Origin of the sequence: Aequorivita todarodis (genome assembly GCF_028561335.1) — a bacterium.
Lineage (GTDB): Bacteria > Bacteroidota > Bacteroidia > Flavobacteriales > Flavobacteriaceae > Aequorivita > Aequorivita todarodis.
In genome coordinates this window covers 1-19,390 of the sequence record NZ_JAQQTG010000051.1, presented here as the reverse complement: position 1 = coordinate 19,390, position 19,390 = coordinate 1, and the positions used below count along the sequence as shown (strand labels likewise).

Genomic DNA, 19,390 nt, shown 5'->3' with positions numbered 1-19,390 from the left:
GTATTTTTAACTGTTACGTAAAAATACGGCAATTTAGACTAATAGAAAAGGGATGTGAGGTTACTTTCTATAAAAGAGTTGTGTGAAATAGCTTCGGCCTTTGGCGCATTTCATTACACCAAATCCAGTGTGGGTGTAATTTCCTTCAATAATGGCTTTGTGTCCGGGGCTGTTCAGCCAAGCATTTACAACGGCCTCGGCGGTTTCATAGCCATAGGCAACGTTTTCGCCTACTACTTCGGCGTTATCGTGATATTTTATTCCTTCGGAACGATAGCCAAAATTATCGTGGTTTATCTGCTCCTTTTCAATCATATACTCGGTGTGGTCCACGGCAAAGGCGGAGGCATACTGGGTATCCATTTTGAGTGCGGAAAGGCCCAATGACGCGCGATGGTCATTAACCAGGCTTAAAATTTCAGAAGACATTTGGCTGTCGTTTCTTTGGGCCAAAGCCAAATCGATGTCGTACTTGGCGGCTTCAACTTCAACAGAATCCTCTTTTGAACACGAGGTAATTACTAGGCATAGCAATGCCATTGCAAGTAGGTTGCTTTTTAGTAGGTGCATAATTTGGGGGACACCAGATTTGGGGCTTGATGTCGATTCAAATATATTAAAAAATATTTAAAAAAAGCACTTTAACGAATAAATTGCGCACTTTATCGGATAAATGGTATATATTTTGAAATTTGGAAGCAATTAAAATTGTGCAATGTACCGTAAACAGTATATTTCACGTATATTTAGGAGGACTTTAAAATTATCGGTATGGTTAAAATTTTAACATATTTCGTTGCCATTTTTCTTCTTTTCGGATGTAAAAACGAAGAAAAATCTACTTCTGAGAGGGAAAAGATTTCAGAAAATGCAACTCAAAAGGAAGAAAACTTTGGAATTGTCATCCACGGAGGCGCCGGAACTATTTTGAAGGAAAATATGAGCGATTCCTTGGAAGCAGCCTATAAGGCTAAGCTGAAAGAAGCAATTTCCGTAGGCTATGAAATTTTGAAAAATGGTGGCAGCTCTTTGGATGCCGTTACGCATACCATTAATATAATGGAAGATTCGCCCTTATTCAACGCGGGGAAAGGTGCCGTTTTTACGCACGAAGGCTCCAACGAGCTTGATGCATCCATAATGGACGGCGCTACGCTGAATGCTGGGGCAGTAGCGGGCGTGAAGCACATCAAAAACCCAATCGATTTAGCGCGGGATGTAATGCAAAAAAGCGAACACGTAATGCTGTATGGCGCCGGCGCGCAAGAATTTGCAAAAGGTTTGGGCTATAAAATGATGGATACTTCTTATTTCTACACCCAAAATAGATACGAGTCTTTACAACGGGTTTTGGAAAGAGAAAAAGCCCAAAACGAAAAGAAGATTTCCTTTGAAGATTCTTATATAAAAAGCTCAAAATTCGGGACCGTGGGTTGTGCAGCCTTGGACAAACACGGAAACCTTGCCGCTGGAACTTCAACGGGCGGAATGACCAACAAACGCTGGAACCGTATTGGCGATGCACCAATTATTGGCGCTGGAACCTATGCTAACAATGCAACTTGCGCCGTTTCATCAACGGGTTGGGGCGAGTATTTCATTCGCTCTGTTGTTGCCTATGATATTTCTGCCTTGATGGAATATAAAGGAATGACTTTGCAGGAAGCCGCTTCCGAAGTTATCCAGAAAAAAGTCCCAGCCCTTGGTGGCGATGGTGGCATTGTTGCAATTGATAAGGATGGAAATGTAGCGATGGAATTCAACACTGCGGGCATGTATCGCGCCACGATGAATTCCGAAGGGGAATTAATTATTAAAATATATAAAGAAGAATAATGGAGCCCTATTACGCTGTAATTTTCACTTCCGTCCAAACTGAAAACATTGAAGGCTATGCTGAAATGGCAGATTTAATGGAAACTTTGGCAAAACAACAATCCGGATTTTTAGGAATTGAAAGTGCCCGAAATGCAATAGGAATCACGGTGAGTTACTGGCAAAATCTTGAAAGTATTAAAAACTGGAAAGCGAATCTTGAGCATTTAACTGCCCAGAAAAAAGGTCGGGAACAATGGTATTCGTATTATAAAGTGAGGGTTTGCAAAGTGGAACGGGATTATGAATTTAACGCTTGAAGGGGCATAATTTTTTGACAATCTGTTAATTCCATCCCAAATGTTAAATTCTAAAATACGATTCCAAAACAGTTAAACGTTACAAATTTAACCTCCCACCCATAAAACGTATTTAAGTATTTTTTTCAAACAAAACGATTTGGTTTTTGCTTTGCTGCCCAATCATTTTGCCTTATTTTTAAATGCTTTTAACCATCAAGTATGAAAAATCTTCTAAAGTTCCTGCCCGTTGTATTGTTGCTATTCGTTTTTTCCTGCAAAGACAAAGACAAACATTCAGAAACCGACAACCTCTTTAAATTCAAGGAATACATTTCCTATAACACCTACGGAAACCAATCCATCACGACGGATATTCGGGTTGAATTGATGAAACCCTTGGAGCAATTCGAGCTAACCCAGGAACTTTCCGCCGATGAATATTTAAAAATTTCGCCATCAACGAAAGGGAAGTTGGTTGTCGAAAACGGCAAAACCCTAATCTTTCAACCTGCGGAATACCTAAAACCGGACACGGAATATACGGTAACGGTAAAACTGGATAAATTTTACGAAGACATAGCAAAGGAGTTCAAAACCTATACTTTCAGCTTTCACACCATTACGCCCAATTTCAAAGTCGATTTGGGAAAACTTCAAAGCTACAGCAAGCAATGGCAATACGTTGAAGCATCGGTTGAAGTATCCGATGTTATTTCTTTGGAAAAAGCGAAGCAGCTTGTTTCGGCTTCGCAGGATGGCAAAAAGTTGAAATTGAAATGGCCTTCGGAGGCTGCCGATGCGAAATATTTCAACTTTACCATCGATAGTATTTCAAGAAAAATGGACGATTCCGAAATCGTCATCAACTGGGACGGAAAACCCATCGGTGCCGAAAACAAGGGCGAAAATACCTTCGCTATTCCCGGACAGAACAATTTCACGATTGTTGACATTAGCAGCACCTTGGCTCCGGCTGCTCTTTTGAGCATCAACTTTTCCGACCCGTTGCTGGAAAATCAGGATTTTGCAGGTTTGGTTACTATTGAAAACACGCAGGATTTACGATACGAAGTCAACGGAAATGTGCTCAACGTATATCCGCCAAACCGCGTGGTGGGCGACGTAAAGGTTACGGTTTTCACGGGAATCAAAAACACCGAAGGCATCGGTTTGAAAAAGGAATTTTCTGAATTGGTTTCCTTTGAGCAACTGAAACCAGCCGTGCGGATGATTTCAAAAGGCGTCATTCTTCCCAATTCCGCTTCAACGCCGGTTTATTTTGAAGCGGTAAATCTTTCAAAAGTAGATGTTCGTGTCATTAAAATTTACGAAAACAACATCCTTCAATTTCTTCAAAGCTATAATTTGGACAATACAAATACCTACGATATTAAGCGGGTTGGCAGACGAATCGCCAAAAAAACCATAGACCTTAAAAATGACGGTTTGGGAAATGATGATAGCTGGAAAGCCTACGCCGTCAACCTTTCGGAATATTTTAAGGCAGACCCGGGCGCCATTTACCAATTGGAACTCAGCTTCAATAAAGATTACATTACTTATGATTGCGCCGAAACTACTTCGGAAGACGAAAATACCGAGGAAAACGAAGACGAATATTACAATGATTATTACGAAGAAGACCCTTATTACGCCAGCGATTCTTCCGAAGATGAAGAAATCCGCGAAGAGCGTTATTGGGATAACGAAATCTACCGTTGGCGAAGTTACAATTACAACTGGGAACAGCGCGACAACCCGTGCCATCCCGCGTATTACAACGAAGACAGAGTTGTAACCGCAAATATTCTCGGTTCAGATTTGGGATTGATTGTGAAAAAGGGCAACAACCGTTCGTATCATTTTATTGCCACAAATTTGATAACCGCAAAGCCGGAAGGAGGCGTAAAAGTGAAACTTTTCAATTATCAACAGCAACTTATTGAAACTGTTACGACCGAAGGCGATGGAATGACACTTTACGATGGCACCAAAAATGCCGCGTTTGCGGTCGCCCAAAAAGGAAACAATTTTGCCTACGTAAAACTGGAAGACGGAAATGCCCTTTCCATGAGCAATTTCGACATTTCGGGAAAAGAACTTCAAAAAGGTTTAAAAGGCTACACCTACACAGAACGCGGCGTGTACCGTCCCGGCGACAGTATTCACTTGACTTTTGTATTGAACGATAACGCAAACCCGTTGCCCAAAAACCATCCCGTAACCCTTTCGGTAACAGACGCCCGAGGAAAATTGGTTCAACGAAGCGTGTTAAACACAGCCAATTCCGTAACGGTGGTTCCCCCTTCGGGGGCTAGGGGGCTTCGGTCTTTCTATTACTTCCCAATCGCCACGGACCCCTCCGCCCCAACCGGAAACTGGAACGCAACCGTAACCGTTGGTGGCGCGCAATTTTCGCACACTTTAAAAGTGGCGACAATCAAACCGAATCGTTTAAAAATAAAACTCGATTTTGAAGATGAAATCCTCGATGCAACCAAACCCGTAAAAGGAACTGCCAGTGCCATGTGGCTTCACGGTTCGCCTGCGCGGAATTTAAAGATTGATATGACAGCCACCCTTCGCGCGAGCAATTCCGCTTTTCCGAAGTTTCCAAAATACAATTTTATCGACCCAATCCGAACGTTTTCCGAAGTGGAAATCCCCGTTTTGGATGCGCAACTTTCTTCGGAAGGAAGCACTTCTTTCAGCCAAAATCTGGAAGTTGGAAAAAATGCGCCCGGAATGTTGAAAGCTACGTTTTTAACGAAAGTGTACGAAGGCGGTGGCGATTTTTCGATGGATATATTTTCGAAAGATTTAGCCCCATTCTCACATTTTGTAGGTTTAAAATCTCCCGAAGCGGGCCGTTACGGTTCCTATTTTACAGATGAAAACACAACTTTTGATGTAGTTTCAGTGAATGCGCAGGGCAAACCCGCAGCGAATCGGGAACTGGAAGTGAAAGTATTTCAAATTGAATGGCGTTGGTGGTGGAATCGTGGTTCGGACAATCTTTCAACCTATGAAAATTCAACCGTGCACCGTCCTGTAAAAGAATTCACCGTAAAAACCGATGGCAGCGGAAAGGGAAAATTCACCGTAAATATTCCCGAAGAGGAAGGCGGCAGATATTTAATTCGGGTCATCGATAAACAATCTGGCCACGCAACCGGGCGCATCACTTATTTCTACAGAAATTGGTGGCAGCGTCCAAGTGACGGCGATGCGGAAAGTGCGCGGATGCTGCTCTTTTCAGCAGATAAGGAAAAATACAATGTTGGCGAAGAAGCGTTTATAACCTTTCCTTCGGGAAGCGACGGCCACGCGCTGATTAGCGTTGAAAATGGCACTGAGGTTTTGGCAACGCATTGGATTGAAACCAAAAAAGGCGAGACCAAAGCCGCGATAAAAATCACAAAGGAAATGGCGCCGAATATTTATGTAAATATTTCGCTGCTGCAGCCGCACAGCCAGACCAAAAACGATTTGCCGATACGGCTTTACGGCGTTATTCCGCTTTCGGTGGAAGATCCTTCAACGGTGCTCCATCCGAAAATTTCGATGCCTGAAGTTTTAAAGCCTGAGAAACAATTCACCGTAAAAGTTTCCGAAGAAAACAACAAACCAATGACCTATACTTTGGCAGTTGTTGATGAAGGACTGCTGGATTTAACGCGCTTCGCCACGCCAGATATTCACGAGGCTTTTTACAGTCGCGAGGCTTTGGGCGTAAAGACTTTTGATATGTTCGATTACGTAATTGGTGCCTATTCCGGCAGTGTCGATAATATTTACGCAATCGGCGGTGGCGATGCCGCTTTGGGAGCGAAAAACAGAAAAGCGGACCGATTTAAACCCGTTGTAAAATACCTCGGTCCATTCGAACTCGCCGCGGGAAAAACCGCAACCCATACTATAATGATGCCAAATTACATCGGCTCCGTTCGCACGATGGTTATTGCGGGCGATAAAACCAAAAGCGCGTACGGCAGTGTTGACAAAACCACGCCCGTCCGAACACCTTTAATGGTGCTGGCCTCGCTTCCGCGGAAATTATCACCGGGTGAAACCGTTACGCTTCCGGTCACCGTTTTCGCGATGGAAAACAAAGTGAAAACCGCCACAATTACAGTAAAAACAGGCGATGCGCTAAAACCGAAAAACGGTACTTCTAAAACTATTTCGTTCAGCGGACCAGGCGAACAGATTGTGAATTTCGAATTCGAAGTGCTTCCAACGAAGGAATTCCAAACCATTGAAGTAACCGCTTCCGGTAATGGCGAAAAAGCGAGCTACAAAGTGGAAATTGACGTGGAAAACCCGAACCCCATTTCTCAAAAATCCACCAATTATACTTTGGACGGAAACGCTTCCCAAACAATCAGTTTTGAAACTTTTGGCGTTCCGGGAAGCAATGCCGCGATGCTTGAATTTTCGACTTTGCCGCCGATGGATTTCGGAAAACGGATGGAATATTTAATCCATTATCCCTACGGATGCATTGAACAGACTACTTCTTCGGCATTTCCACAACTTTATTTGGCGGATGTTTTCGATATTACTTTCGACAAAAAACAGAAAATTGAGAAAAACATAAAAGCTGCAATTGAGCGATTGGGAAGATTCCAAACCCCAAACGGCGGACTTGCATACTGGCCGGGCGAACGTGAAGCTGATGAATGGGCAACCAATTATGCCGGCCATTTTATGCTTGAAGCGAAACAAAAAGGATACGCTTTGCCCATCAGTTTTATGAGCAATTGGTTGCTTTATCAGCAAAACACGGCGCGCCAATGGCGGAACAGTTATAAAGTTTACAATTCAAGTTTAACGCAGGCTTACAGACTTTATACCTTGGCTTTAGCAGGAAAACCGGAGCTCGCCGCAATGAACCGCCTTCGCGAAAGCAAGGAATTGAGCAATGATGCCAAATGGCGATTGGCCGCGGCTTATGCTTTGGCGGGCAAAAAGGAAGTCGCACAACAGATTGCGCAAACGGCAAATATCAATTTCGTACCGCAGAAATATGATTATTACACGTACGGTTCACCTTTTAGAAATAGGGCTATGGCTTTGGAAACCTTGGTTTTATTGGGAGATTCAAAACAACGTGATTTGGCGATTTCCGTAGCGAAAGATTTGTCATCGCAACGTTGGTACAGTACCCAGGAAACATCGTATGCTTTAATGGCGATGGCGAAAATGGTTGCCAAAAACGGAGGAAAGGCGATGGAGCTTATCTTTACAAATGGCGGAAAAACGGTTGAAGTGAAAACCGACCGCGCCATTGCGCAGCGCGACCTTTCTTTTGTAATGGTAAGCAATTCCGTTTCGGTGACCAACAAAAAAGGAAATGTGGTTTACGTTACGCTTTCGCAACGCGGGAAACTTCCGCTCGGAAAAGAACTTGCCGAAAGACGCAATCTATCCATAAAATCTGAATATTTGGGAGGCGATGGAAAACCAATTGACGTCACAAAATTGCGACAGGGAACGGAAATCATCGCGAAAGTGAGTGTTACCAACACCTCCAACAATTGGATTAACAACGTGGCCTTGGCAAAAATCTTTCCAAGCGGTTGGGAAATAGTAAACACCAGTTTCTCCGAATTGGGCGGTGGCGCAAGTGGAAACGCGCGTTATACGGACATTCGTGACGATAGGGTAAATTTCTTTTTCGATTTAAATAGAAATGAGACGAAAACCTTTAGTGTGAAATTGAATGCTTCCTATTTGGGAACCTATTATTTGCCGGGAACGCAGGTAGAGGCGATGTACGACAACTCGTATTATGCGCGGAATAAGGGGATGTGGATTACGGTGGAGCAATAGGCCTCCCTCCCGTCCCTCCAAAGGAGGGAAGGTTTGGTGTCCATCAAATGAACGAAAAAGCTCCTTCCCCTTTTTCAGGGGAAGGTGGCATTTCAAATCGCCCAAAAGCGATTTGAAATGACGGAAGGGGTTTTTGCTATAACCGTAAATTTTATATGAATTTTGCTACTCAACCGGCATATTTTATAGAAATCAAATTATTATGAGTTTATGAAAATGGATTTCAGAATACTGAGCTTATTGTTATTATTCAACTTGATTTTTGGTTGCGGTGAAACAAAGCAAAAAACGCGTTCAGAAATTTATTCTGAAAAAACTGCTGAACTAATCAATGATTTATTAAAAGAAGAAGAAAACCAAATTTGTGATTGCATTTTAGAACCTAATAACCAATCAATGGCACAAATTTACAAAAGTGAAGTACCAGCTTTTGAATTTGAAAATTATATTATTGAAAAATTTAAACTTCAAACGACCGCAGGCATTGATAGTTTATATGGGATTAATGAAAAGTTGATTTTGAATCCAGATTTAATTACTGGAGGAATAAAATTTGTTACGCAGAAAGAATATGATTCCATATATAACAAATATGACTTTGAAGAAGCAAGAGAAGTTCTTAATGAAACCTATCCCAATTTATGCTATTTCACAAAACCAATTTTTGATAGAGATTTTAAAAATGCATTATTTGATATCCATTATGAAACATCCGATCTATGGACGCCTCCGCCAAAAGTTAAAAATATTCAAGGAGTTTGGGAATATGATAGGAATTAATTAATGAAAAGAATTCTCCCCATCCTAAAAACCCACAAAATAAAACTAAGCCTCCTGCTCATTTTATTTGTAACCTGGCTCTTCTGCCTCCCCTCCCCACTTTTCAACGTTCCAACAGCCACCGTTGCCGAAAGCAGCAGCGGACAAATGCTCGGCGCACGAATTGCAGACGACGGCCAATGGCGTTTTCCACAAATGGATTCCGTGCCGGAGCGGTTTGAAAAATGTATTCTTTATTTTGAGGACGAGCATTTTTATTGGCATCCCGGTTTTAATCCAGTTTCAATTTCAAAAGCACTTTGGAACAATCTTACCAGCGATTCCCGTCGCGGTGGGAGTACGATTACACAACAAGTAATCCGTCTTTCCCGACAAAATAAAGGCCGAACCTATCTCGAAAAAATTATAGAAATTTTTCAAGCCACGCGTTTGGAAGCAGGTTACAAAAAGAAATCTATTCTGAATTTATATGCTTCGTATGCCCCATTTGGGGGAAATGTGGTCGGGTTGGAAACCGCGTCGTGGCGGTATTTCGGGATTCCGGCCAGCGAATTAAGTTGGGGACAATCTGCTGCTTTGGCCGTACTTCCGAATGCGCCATCCCTTATTTTTCCCGGGAAGAATGAAGCAATTTTAAAGAAGAAAAGAGATGCTTTATTGCTGAAACTTTTCAAAAATGAAGTGATTGATGAAACCACCTATCAATTGGCTTTGGAAGAAAACCTTCCCGGAAAACCCTTGCCGCTGCCCGAATATGCGCCCCATTTGACTGAAAAAATAAGAAAGAAACATCGGGGAAAACGCATTGAAACTACGATTGATTTTTCGCTTCAGCAGAAAGTGAACAATATTGTAAAAGAGCAACATTATATGTTGGCGCAAAACCAAATCCACAACCTCGCCGTTTTGGTTTTGGACGTTAATACGCGGGAAGTTTTGGCCTATGTAGGCAATTCCCCAACAACTCGGGAACACAATAATTTTGTGGATATTATCGAAAAACCACGAAGCACGGGCAGTATTTTAAAACCCTTTCTTTTTACCTCAATGCTCGATGCCGGAGAGATTCTTCCGAATACATTAGTGGCCGATATTCCAACGACCGTAAACGGTTACACGCCCGAAAATTTCGATAAAAAATTCAACGGGGCAGTTCCGGCAAGTGTTGCGCTTTCGCGTTCGCTGAATATTCCGGCAGTGCGGATGTTACGGGATTTTGGGTTTCAGCGGTTTTATAATGTTTTGAAAAAAACCAATCAAAAAGCAATTGATAAACCCGCAGATTATTACGGCTTATCGTTGATTTTAGGTGGCGCGGAAAGCAGTTTGTGGGATATTACGAAAGCGTATGCGGGAATGGCTTCAACCTTGAATTTTTTCAACAATTCTTCCAGCGAATACCGTAAAAATGAATTTGTGGAACCTGTTTATGTGAAGAAGCACAATGAAGTTGATCCGATAGCTATCGGGATTGGAAAAATTCAACAAAAATCTTCCGTTTGGAACGCAGGAGCGATTTACGAAACCTTTGAGGCGATGGAAAAAGTGAATCGCCCAAGCGGCGAGGAAAACTGGGAATTTTTCACCAGCAGCCAACCATTGGCTTGGAAAACCGGAACGAGTTACGGGTTTAAGGATGCGTGGGCCGTTGGCGTTACGCCAAAATTCGCAATCGGCGTGTGGGTGGGAAATGCAGATGGCGAAGGCCGCCCCGGACTCACGGGAATTCAGGCTGCGGCCCCGGTTCTGTTCGATGTTTTAAATGTTTTGCCACAATCCGGATGGTTTAAAATTCCCTATGATGAATTGGTTGAGGTAGAAATCTGCGCAAAAAGTGGCCATCTTGCTGGACTCTTCTGCGAAGAAACTAAGAAAGAATGGATTCCAAAAAATGGCGCGCGAACAGAAGCCTGCTCTTATCATCAAACTGTATTTTTAAATGCTTCAGAGAATTACCGGGTAAATTCTTCCTGCTATCCACTTTCGGAAATGAAACAGAAAAACTGGTTCGTGCTGCCGCCGGTAATGGAATATTATTACGCACAACTTCACCCCGAATACAAAATCCTGCCGCCCTTTGCGCCCAATTGTTTGCAGGAAGGCGAAAAGTTGATGGCTTTTATATATCCGAAGAAAAACGAAACCGTTTTACTTCCGAAGAACTTTGATGAAAATGTAAACGAAGTAATTTTCAAGCTGGCCCATCGTTCACCGGAAACTACCGTTTTTTGGTATTTGGATTCAAAATATATCGGTAAGACCGAAACCTTTCACGAGTTGGCCATTTCGCCTAAACCTGGAAACTATATTTTAACGGTTGTGGATAGTGAAGGGAATGAAGCGAGCGAGAATATAGAGATTAAAAGAATTTGACTCTAATAAATGGACATAAGACGTAGGACTAAATTTGTTTTAGTTTCTACTCTGTCTTATGTCCTTTTTAAAAATTATTGCTTCACAAATCGAACAACGCTCGAATGATTGTCAGAAGTAAGTTTTACCAAATAGGTGCCGGAAGCCAAAGCAGAAACATCAATTTGTCCCGCTTTTTGAATTTCCGAAGTGTAAACATTTTTGCCCAAAACATCAAAAATAGCAACTTGATAGTTTGAAGAGGCATCGCTCAATTCAATTGTAATTTTCTCTTTTGCAGGGTTTGGGTACAAGCGGAATTCCACATTTTGAAAGTCTTCGGTTCCTACGGTTCCATCATTTAGAAAACGGGCAACAACAAATTCTGAGTCAGCACCACTTACCGTATAGGAATGCCCGGCCACTACAATTTTATTGTCTGCCTGAAGCGCAACAGCTTCTCCATAATCCTCACGGCCATCTACGTCAAGGCTTACCATTCCACCATTTCCGAAAGTTGAATCCAGGTTTCCATCTGTAGTAAATTTTACCATGGCCATATTATATTCGCCATTAAATACAGTAAATCCAACTAAAATAGGTTTGTCATCAGATTGTAACACCATGTTTGTACAATAATTGGCGCCGTCCACCAATCTGGCGGTAGCAACTCCGTCAGTGCCATAGGAAGTATCTAAACTACCATCGGTATTTAGTCTTGCCACAAATAAATCATGTCTTTGTTGGGCGTTTGCGATCCATTTATGCCCACCAATCAAAATTTTCCCATCGCTCTGAATGGTAACTCCTTCGCCAAAATCGTTCCAGTCGCCTACATTAAAAATTACCTTGCCATTTGTTCCAAAGGAATTGTCAACTGAACCATCTGCATTAAGTCTTGCTGCGGTAATTTGAAAGCGATTACCGTTATTCAATGCAAATCCCGAAATTACAATTTTTCCATCATCTTGGATGGCCACATCATCAGCGTAACTTGAAGCATTATCATACGTAAGAACAACCCATCCGTTCACCCCAAACGTAGTGTCTAAGCTGCCATCTGTATTGAATTTCGCCACTGTGTAATTGTCATCCTTATAACCGACCATCAATATTTTTCCATCATCCAACAAGGCAATGGCTTCCGAGGCTTCCGTTTCTGTGGTTTCAATCCTTGAAATACCAGCTGAACCAAAGGTATTGTCAAAGCTGCCGTCTTCATTAAGGCGTACCAGGGCGAAATCACCTGAAACATCGTCCCAAGTACGGCCCCCTAAGAGTATCTTCCCGTCGGGTTGTTGTGCCATATCCATCACAAAAGATTTGACGGAGCCTACAGGAAAACGTAATGTGCCCCCGTTACCGAAGGACGAATCAAAGAACCGTCTGTATTATATCTGGCAATAGCCATTTGATAGGTTGAAGGGGTACCTGCATTACCGGCAACTAAAATTTTTCCATCATTTTGAACCATGGTGGCTTCTACAAAATTGTAGTTTGGGAATATTGCGGTGGTAACAATGCCATCTGTTCCAAATGTGGGGTCAAGCGTGCCCGATTGGGCCTGGGTAAGAGCTGTTGCTCCTAAGAGGAATACTAAAGTAAAAAGTTTGTTCATAATATTTAGGTTTTAAAAAATTTTTGCCGAAGGTATCATTTTTTTGTTACTGTACTATATGATAAATATCAGTAATACCTGAAAGTCAAAGGGATGATAAAATTGAAAAATTCGAAAAAGCCAAAATATTCTGATACTCAAAATACGCTTTTGGAATTTTAGTCATAATATTCAGATTCTTTCATCATTTTGAAATCATTCTATTGCGAAAGTCGAAAATGTGTTAAATAGATAGGCCATAATTTATTTAACATAAATTTAATATCGAATTGGTTCGGATTTGCCCGAACCAATCGTATTTTTACCGCTTAAGTTTTTGAATTACTTATTTCAAGATTGTGAACAGAAAAGAAAAGTTAGTGGAAAGATTGGGCGTACACCTTGAAACCAAGGAACAAATTGCCCCATTGGCGGCCCGCATACTCGCAAAACTTATTTTGATCGGAAAAAAGGGAATTACCTTTGAGGAATTGGTGTGCGATCTGGGCGCGAGTAAAAGTACTATTTCTTCGCATCTAACCAATTTACAGGCAACCCAGCGCATTACTTATTTTACAAAACCCGGCGATAGAAAGAAGTATTTTATCCTTTCGCCCGATGCCATGATAAATTCCATGACGGAAATGTTGAAAACGTGGGAAATAGAGAGCCAACTTCACCGCGAGGTCATGGAGTATAAAGAGGAAATCAATGAATCCCTTCCCGAAGATTCCGAGGAGAGATTCGATCTGGAATTCCACACCCAATATCTGGAGTTTTTGGACCGCGCAACCTCTGCCGTTAAAAAACTTCAAAAAACACTTGCCGAAAAACATACAAACGACTAATCAAATCAACAATGAAAAAGAAAAATTTCAGCTATTCACTTCCCATAGTTTTTGGGTTTCTTCTATTGTTTTCCGCCTGCGGCAACGATAAAAGTCCAGGGCAGCAAGCACAAGGCGGCGCTCCTCCGGCCATGCCGTATCCCATAATTGCGGTGCCCCAAAAAACGGTTACCGCTTATAAATCGTATCCGGCAAAAATTGAAGGCGTGGTAAACAGCGAGGTAAGGCCCAAAATTCCGGGCTATATTACCGATGTTCTGGTAGAGGCGGGTGATAGGGTAAAAAAAGGGCAGTTGCTTTTTAAATTGGAAACCCAATCCTTAAGTCAAGATGCCGCTGCGGCATGGGCCAATGTGAACGCCGCCCAGGTGGAAGTTGATAAATTGAAACCCTTGGTGGATAAAAATATCATCAGCAGCGTACAGTTGGAAACGGCCAAGGCTAAACTGGCCCAGGCCCAAAGTGCGTATAACAGTATTGCGGCCAACATTGGATATGCCAATATTAAAAGTCCCGTGGACGGGATCGTCGGCTCCATAAACTTTAGAAAGGGAGCGCTGGTAAGTTCGCAGGATCCGGTTCCTTTGACCAATGTTTCTTCCATTGAAAAAGTATATGCCAATTTTTCCATGGATGAAAAGAGCTTTTTGACGTTTGTGCAGAGCAGTAAGGGAGCGACCATGGAAGAGAAAATCAAGAATCTTGCAAAAGTGAAATTGATGCTTGCCAATGGCGAGGAATATGACAAGGAAGGTACTATTGAAACCATTTCGGGAGATATTGACCCACTTACGGGAACGGTCGCTTTTCGCGCGTCGTTTGATAATGCCGAGGGGATTCTTCGCAATGGAAGCACGGGTACCGTTAAAGTTCCACAGGTGTTTACCGATGCCACGGTAGTACCTACCATTTCTACCTTTGAGCGACAAGGAAAAACCTTCGTTTACAAAGTGCAGGGAGATACCCTCGTGGCAACCGCCATTGATGTTGTTACTGAAGCCAATAAAATCTATGTAATAAACGATGGTGTCCAAAAAGGCGATAGTATTCTGGCCAAGGGACTGAACAAAGTGAGGGAGGGCGTTAGAATAAAACCCCAGCCCACCGCCATAGACAGTATCCTCAATTCATTTAACACAGTTTTCAATTAACAGCTATGTTCAAAACATTTATAGAACGGCCTGTTCTTTCCACGGTAATATCAATAATTATTGTAATCCTGGGTATCCTTGGGCTGCAGAACTTGCCAGTTACGCAATATCCAGATATCGCGCCGCCCACGGTACAAGTTAACGCTTCATATCCGGGAGCCAATGCAAAGACTATTCTGGAAAGCGTCATAATCCCCATTGAGGAACAGATCAACGGCGTGGAGGGAATGACCTACATTACTTCGAGCGCAAGTAATACCGGAAGTGCCAGTATCCAAGTATTTTTTGAACAAGGCTACGATCCTGACATCGCGGCCGTAAACGTCCAGAATCGTGTGTCTCGGGCAAATTCCGTGCTTCCGGCTGAGGTAATCCGCTCCGGGCTTACCGTTACCAAAAAACAAAACTCTGCCTTGCTTTATGCAGGACTTTATTCAACAAATCCCCAATACGACGATACATTTCTTCAAAATTATTTGAACATCAACGTGCAGCCGGCATTGCAGCGTGTAAACGGTGTGGGGGAAGTAAACGTTTTTGGAGGGAAAGACTACGCCATGCGGGTATGGTTAGATCCTGCAAAAATGGCAAATTACGGGTTGGTCCCGCAGGATGTGGTAAATGCCATAGGCGAACAGAGTCTGGAGGCAGCGGCAGGATCCTTGGGCCAAAATGCCGGGGAATCCTTTGAATATGTTTTAAGGTATAAAGGTAGATACAAAACGTCCGAAGAATATGAAAACATCATTATTAAAGCCCAGGAAAATGGAAGTTTGCTACGGGTAAAGGATGTAGGAAAGGTTGAACTTGGCGCATTTTCATATTCCTCAATTTCACGTTCCAAGGGGTATCCGGCCATTAGCTTTGGGGTGTTTCAAACTCCCGGCTCCAATGCCCAGGAGATTATTGAAAAAATATACGCCGAACTGGATAACCTGAAAAAGGATTTCCCCGAAGGCGTTGATTACATAGTAAACTACGACACCAATAAATTTTTGACCGCCTCTATTGACAAGGTAAAAACTACCCTTATTGAAGCATTTTTATTGGTGTTTTTGGTGGTTTTCGTTTTCCTTCAGGATTTACGGTCCACCCTAATTCCTGCCATTGCGGTACCAGTATCTATTATCGGTACGTTTTTCTTCCTCGGCATTTTCGGTTATTCCATCAACCTGCTAACGCTTTTTGCCTTGGTACTGGCCATTGGGATTGTAGTGGATGATGCCATTGTGGTAGTGGAAGCGGTGCACGCAAAACTGGAAGAGGGCGCCCAAAGTGCCCGAAAAGCATCCATCTCGGCCATGGATGAAATTGGCGGGGCTATTGTTTCGATAACCTTGGTAATGGCTGCCGTTTTTATTCCCATCACTTTTATTAAGGGGCCTTCGGGGGTGTTTTATGAACAATTTGGCGTAACCCTTATCATCGCCATCTTAATTTCGGCTGTTAATGCCTTGACCTTGAGTCCTGCACTCTGTGCCATTTTCCTTAAACCCGAATCCGAAGAACATAAAAAGAAAAACCTTTTACAGCGTTTCTACATAGCCTTTAATACGGCATTTAATGCAACCAGGGAAAAATATACCCGCTCTTTGGGCTTTTTGGTACGGCACAGATGGATAACCGTAGTAATCCTTGCAGCGGCAGTACTTTCCATATTTTTTATTGATAACACCATTCCCAAAGGATTTGTTCCATCTGAGGACCGTGGGGTAATTTTCATCAATGCCGAATTGCCGCCCGGGGCATCCCTTGACCGAAGCTACCAGGTGACCTTGGACCTTTACGAAAAAATGAAGACCATTGAGGGAATTAGGACTGCCACGGTCATAGCGGGGCGGAATTTCTTCTCTGGCCAGGGAAGCTCCAACGCTATGGGCTTTATTATCCTTGAACCTTGGGAAGACAGACAAACCGACGAAACTTCAGTGGACGGCATCACTGCCAAGCTTTTTCAGGCCGCAGCATCCATAAGCGATGCCAAAATTATCTTTTTTACCCCTTCCAGCGTTCCTGGTTTTGGTAGTGCCGATGGTTTTGAAATGCAACTGCTAGACAGGGCTTCCGGCGATTTAACAGTCTTTGACGAAACCGCCGATGCCTTTGTAAATGAATTGATGCAGCAGCCCGAAATAGGGTATGCCTCAAATCCGTTCAATACAAATTTCCCCCAACTGCAAATGGACATTGATGTGGCCAAGGCAAAAGAGGCAGGAGTAACGGTAAGAGATATTTTAGCAACTATGCAGGGATATATCGGGGGAATTTATACGGCCAATTTCAGTAGGTTCGGAAAACAGTTTAGGGTATTTGTTCAGGCCTTGCCCGAAGATCGTATAAACCAAAGCAGCCTTAACACTATGTTCGTAAAAACTCCATCGGGACAAATGTCGCCAATTTCACAATTTGTTACTTTGAACCGGATTTACGGGCCTCAGGCCGTTACGCGTTTCAACCTGTTCAATTCGGTTACCATAAATGGATCGTCCAAACCTGGGTTTTCATCGGGTGACGCAATTGCCGCTATCAATAGGGTTTCGGAAAACCTGCCCAATGAATACGATGTGGCGTTTTCTGGTCTTACCAGGGAAGAAATTGCCTCCGGCGGGCAAGCGACCATTATTTTTATCCTGAGCATAATTTTTGTTTATTTCCTTTTGGCAGCCCAATATGAAAGCTATCTCTTGCCGTTCTCGGTAATATTGTCATTGCCCGTGGGCGTTGCGGGCGCATATATTACCACGTGGATGTTTGGGCTGGAAAATAACATCTATTTCCAAATAGCCCTCATTATGCTAATTGGACTATTGGCCAAGAACGCTATTTTGATTGTTGAGTTTGCCATTCAAAGAAGACGGCACGGAATGGGGCTGGTGGAAGCGGCGATTGAAGGCGCCCGGGTAAGGTTGCGCCCAATTTTAATGACCTCCTTTGCCTTTATCTTTGGGTTGATGCCCCTGGTTTTGGCTGCTGGGGTTGGAGCCGCAGGAAACCGCTCCATTGGAACCGGCGCGGTGGGTGGATTGCTGATTGGGACGGTTTTAGGGGTTTTTGTTATCCCCATTCTCTTCATATTCTTCCAATGGCTCCAGGAGAAGATTACCGGAGCTCCTGCTGAAAATTTAAAAACTATTGAAGAAAACATTTCCAATGAAAAAGAATAGCATATATAAAATAATAATCTTGGCGAGCCTGCCATTTCTTCTGGTTTCCTGCTTTGCCGCAAAGGATTATGAACGGCCGGAAGTTGTAAACGAAGCAAACTACAGAACCGAAAACCTGCCGCAGGATACCCTGAGCATCGCGAGCCTTTCGTGGAAAGAATTGTTTACCGACCCTACCCTTCAAAATTATATAGAGGAAGGCCTGAAAAACAATATGGACATTCGTGTGGCGCTTCAGCAAATACGCATAGCCGAAGCTTATGTAAAACAGGGCAAAGCGGGCTACTTTCCTTCCTTGAACGGAAATGCGAGATATACCCATCAAGAATTGCCCAAGAATAATCAATTTGGAAATATTTCTTCCATAGACCAATATGAATTGAGCGCCGGCCTTTCATGGGAAGCCGATATCTGGGGAAAAATCCGCAGCAATGAAAGAGCGTTTCAGGCTTCATACCTGCAAACCGTGGCGGCGCATCAGGCGGTAAAAAGTAGGTTGATTGCCAATATTGCTTCAACGTATTATCAGTTGCTTTCCTTGGATGAACAGATTCGTGTTACTGAGGAAACCATCGAAACCCGCTCCAAAGGTTTGGAAACCACCCAAGCTTTAAAGGAAGCGGGTAACGTTACGGAAGTAGGCGTAAAACAAACGGAAGCGCAGCTTTATACCGCCCAGGGAATTTTAATCGATTTAAAAAACCAGGCGCGTTTGCTGGAAAACACCATGTCTATTTTACTGGGAAGCGCCCCGCATGACATTGCCCGCGGAAGTCTGGAAAACCAGCATATCGACATACCCTTAAAAACCGGCATTCCTGCCCAATTGTTACGAAACCGGCCCGATGTAATGGCCGCGGAATACAGTTTGATGAACGCCTTCGAACTCACGAATGCGGCGCGTGCAAATTTCTATCCATCATTGACGCTTTCGGCAACGGGTGGATTCCAGAATATTGAGATTGACAAACTTTTCAGCGCCAATTCCCTATTCGCAACGATTATTGGTGGGTTGACCCAGCCTATTTTCAATAAGCGACAAATCCGTACGCAGTACGAAGTTTCGCAAGCGCGGCAGGAACAGGCATATTTAGATTTTAGATATGCAATCATCAATGCCAGCAAGGAAGTTTCGGATGCCTTGTACAGTTATGAAGCAGCCACAGAAAAAATAGAGGTTAAACAAAAGGAATTTGCAGCCTATAATCTGGCAACGGACTATTCCGAAGAACTTTTGAATAATGGTTTTGCAAATTATTTGGAAGTTTTGAACGCACAGGAAAACGCGCTCAATTCAAGTTTGAACCTCATTGCCGCAAAGAATAACCAACTTCAGTCCATCGTTGATTTATACGAAGCTTTGGGTGGCGGTTGGCGATAGTTTTTTCATAATTGTTGGAATAGGCCCCGAAGGTTTTCAAAACCTCTTATGTTTGGTCATTAAATGATTTGTCCAAAAATACGATTATTTTAGGCTTTTAAATTAAAGGAATAAGATCAGGTTAAGGTTGCCATTTAAACCTAGACAACAACAATACTATGTATG

Annotated in this window: 12 protein-coding genes; 9 read left to right on the top strand and 3 right to left on the bottom strand. The window is 42.9% G+C overall.

Features of this window, described 5'->3' with window-relative positions:
- Positions 1-60: 60 nt before the first annotated feature.
- Positions 61-570, bottom strand: a complete 510-nt coding sequence (locus tag POV26_RS14480) for a CAP domain-containing protein (RefSeq protein WP_272857183.1) — start codon at positions 568-570, stop codon at positions 61-63.
- Positions 571-771: 201 nt separating this feature from the next.
- On the opposite strand from POV26_RS14480, the gene POV26_RS14475 reads away from it, so the two are divergent.
- The 5 genes from POV26_RS14475 to pbpC all read left to right on the top strand — a co-directional run bounded on the left by POV26_RS14475 (position 772) and on the right by pbpC (position 11,105).
- Positions 772-1,836 (top strand): isoaspartyl peptidase/L-asparaginase family protein, encoded by a 1,065-nt coding sequence (locus POV26_RS14475; protein WP_272857182.1) that lies wholly within the window; start codon positions 772-774, stop codon positions 1,834-1,836.
- On the top strand, positions 1,836-2,135 hold the full coding sequence (locus POV26_RS14470; protein WP_272857181.1) for an antibiotic biosynthesis monooxygenase family protein: 300 nt from the start codon (positions 1,836-1,838) through the stop codon (positions 2,133-2,135). The genes POV26_RS14475 and POV26_RS14470 overlap by 1 nt, the downstream gene beginning before the upstream one ends.
- Positions 2,136-2,336: 201 nt before the next feature.
- Positions 2,337-7,952, top strand: coding sequence for an alpha-2-macroglobulin family protein (locus POV26_RS14465; protein ID WP_272857180.1), 5,616 nt, complete (start codon positions 2,337-2,339; stop codon positions 7,950-7,952).
- A 210-nt stretch (positions 7,953-8,162) separates the two neighbouring features.
- Positions 8,163-8,732, top strand: a complete 570-nt coding sequence (locus POV26_RS14460) for a hypothetical protein (protein WP_272857179.1) — start codon at positions 8,163-8,165, stop codon at positions 8,730-8,732.
- A gap of 3 nt (positions 8,733-8,735) precedes the next feature.
- Positions 8,736-11,105 (top strand): penicillin-binding protein 1C, encoded by a 2,370-nt coding sequence (gene pbpC, locus POV26_RS14455; RefSeq protein ID WP_272857178.1) that lies wholly within the window; start codon positions 8,736-8,738, stop codon positions 11,103-11,105.
- A gap of 74 nt (positions 11,106-11,179) precedes the next feature.
- On the opposite strand, the gene POV26_RS14450 is transcribed toward pbpC, so the two are convergent.
- Together POV26_RS14450 and POV26_RS14445 are read right to left on the bottom strand one after the other, a co-directional pair.
- Positions 11,180-12,391 carry a T9SS type A sorting domain-containing protein gene (locus tag POV26_RS14450; RefSeq protein WP_272857177.1) on the bottom strand — a complete coding sequence of 404 codons (1,212 nt, stop codon included), beginning with the start codon at positions 12,389-12,391 and terminating at the stop codon, positions 11,180-11,182.
- A gap of 26 nt (positions 12,392-12,417) precedes the next feature.
- Positions 12,418-12,702 carry an NHL repeat-containing protein gene (locus POV26_RS14445; protein ID WP_272857176.1) on the bottom strand — a complete coding sequence of 95 codons (285 nt, stop codon included), beginning with the start codon at positions 12,700-12,702 and terminating at the stop codon, positions 12,418-12,420.
- A gap of 338 nt (positions 12,703-13,040) precedes the next feature.
- On the opposite strand from POV26_RS14445, the gene POV26_RS14440 reads away from it, so the two are divergent.
- The 4 genes from POV26_RS14440 to POV26_RS14425 are packed head-to-tail and all read left to right on the top strand — an operon-like array spanning position 13,041 to position 19,225.
- Entirely contained in the window at positions 13,041-13,529 is a 489-nt protein-coding gene (locus tag POV26_RS14440) for a GbsR/MarR family transcriptional regulator (protein ID WP_272857175.1), read from the top strand.
- 11 nt (positions 13,530-13,540) lie between these two features.
- Positions 13,541-14,680 carry an efflux RND transporter periplasmic adaptor subunit gene (locus tag POV26_RS14435; protein WP_272857174.1) on the top strand — a complete coding sequence of 380 codons (1,140 nt, stop codon included), beginning with the start codon at positions 13,541-13,543 and terminating at the stop codon, positions 14,678-14,680.
- Positions 14,681-14,685: 5 nt separating this feature from the next.
- Positions 14,686-17,844: an efflux RND transporter permease subunit gene (locus POV26_RS14430; RefSeq protein ID WP_272857173.1), complete on the top strand. Its 3,159-nt coding sequence runs from the start codon at positions 14,686-14,688 to the stop codon at positions 17,842-17,844.
- Positions 17,831-19,225 carry an efflux transporter outer membrane subunit gene (locus tag POV26_RS14425; RefSeq protein WP_272857172.1) on the top strand — a complete coding sequence of 465 codons (1,395 nt, stop codon included), beginning with the start codon at positions 17,831-17,833 and terminating at the stop codon, positions 19,223-19,225. The genes POV26_RS14430 and POV26_RS14425 overlap by 14 nt, the downstream gene beginning before the upstream one ends.
- Positions 19,226-19,390 lie beyond the last annotated feature (165 nt).

Coding starts and splice junctions, on each gene's coding strand:
- POV26_RS14480 (WP_272857183.1), bottom strand. CDS start 570: ATGCACCTACTAAAAAGCAACCTACTTGCAATGGCATTGCTATGCCTA.
- POV26_RS14475 (WP_272857182.1), top strand. CDS start 772: ATGGTTAAAATTTTAACATATTTCGTTGCCATTTTTCTTCTTTTCGGA.
- POV26_RS14470 (WP_272857181.1), top strand. CDS start 1,836: ATGGAGCCCTATTACGCTGTAATTTTCACTTCCGTCCAAACTGAAAAC.
- POV26_RS14465 (WP_272857180.1), top strand. CDS start 2,337: ATGAAAAATCTTCTAAAGTTCCTGCCCGTTGTATTGTTGCTATTCGTT.
- POV26_RS14460 (WP_272857179.1), top strand. CDS start 8,163: ATGAAAATGGATTTCAGAATACTGAGCTTATTGTTATTATTCAACTTG.
- pbpC (WP_272857178.1), top strand. CDS start 8,736: ATGAAAAGAATTCTCCCCATCCTAAAAACCCACAAAATAAAACTAAGC.
- POV26_RS14450 (WP_272857177.1), bottom strand. CDS start 12,391: ATGGCACAACAACCCGACGGGAAGATACTCTTAGGGGGCCGTACTTGG.
- POV26_RS14445 (WP_272857176.1), bottom strand. CDS start 12,702: ATGAACAAACTTTTTACTTTAGTATTCCTCTTAGGAGCAACAGCTCTT.
- POV26_RS14435 (WP_272857174.1), top strand. CDS start 13,541: ATGAAAAAGAAAAATTTCAGCTATTCACTTCCCATAGTTTTTGGGTTT.
- POV26_RS14430 (WP_272857173.1), top strand. CDS start 14,686: ATGTTCAAAACATTTATAGAACGGCCTGTTCTTTCCACGGTAATATCA.
- POV26_RS14425 (WP_272857172.1), top strand. CDS start 17,831: ATGAAAAAGAATAGCATATATAAAATAATAATCTTGGCGAGCCTGCCA.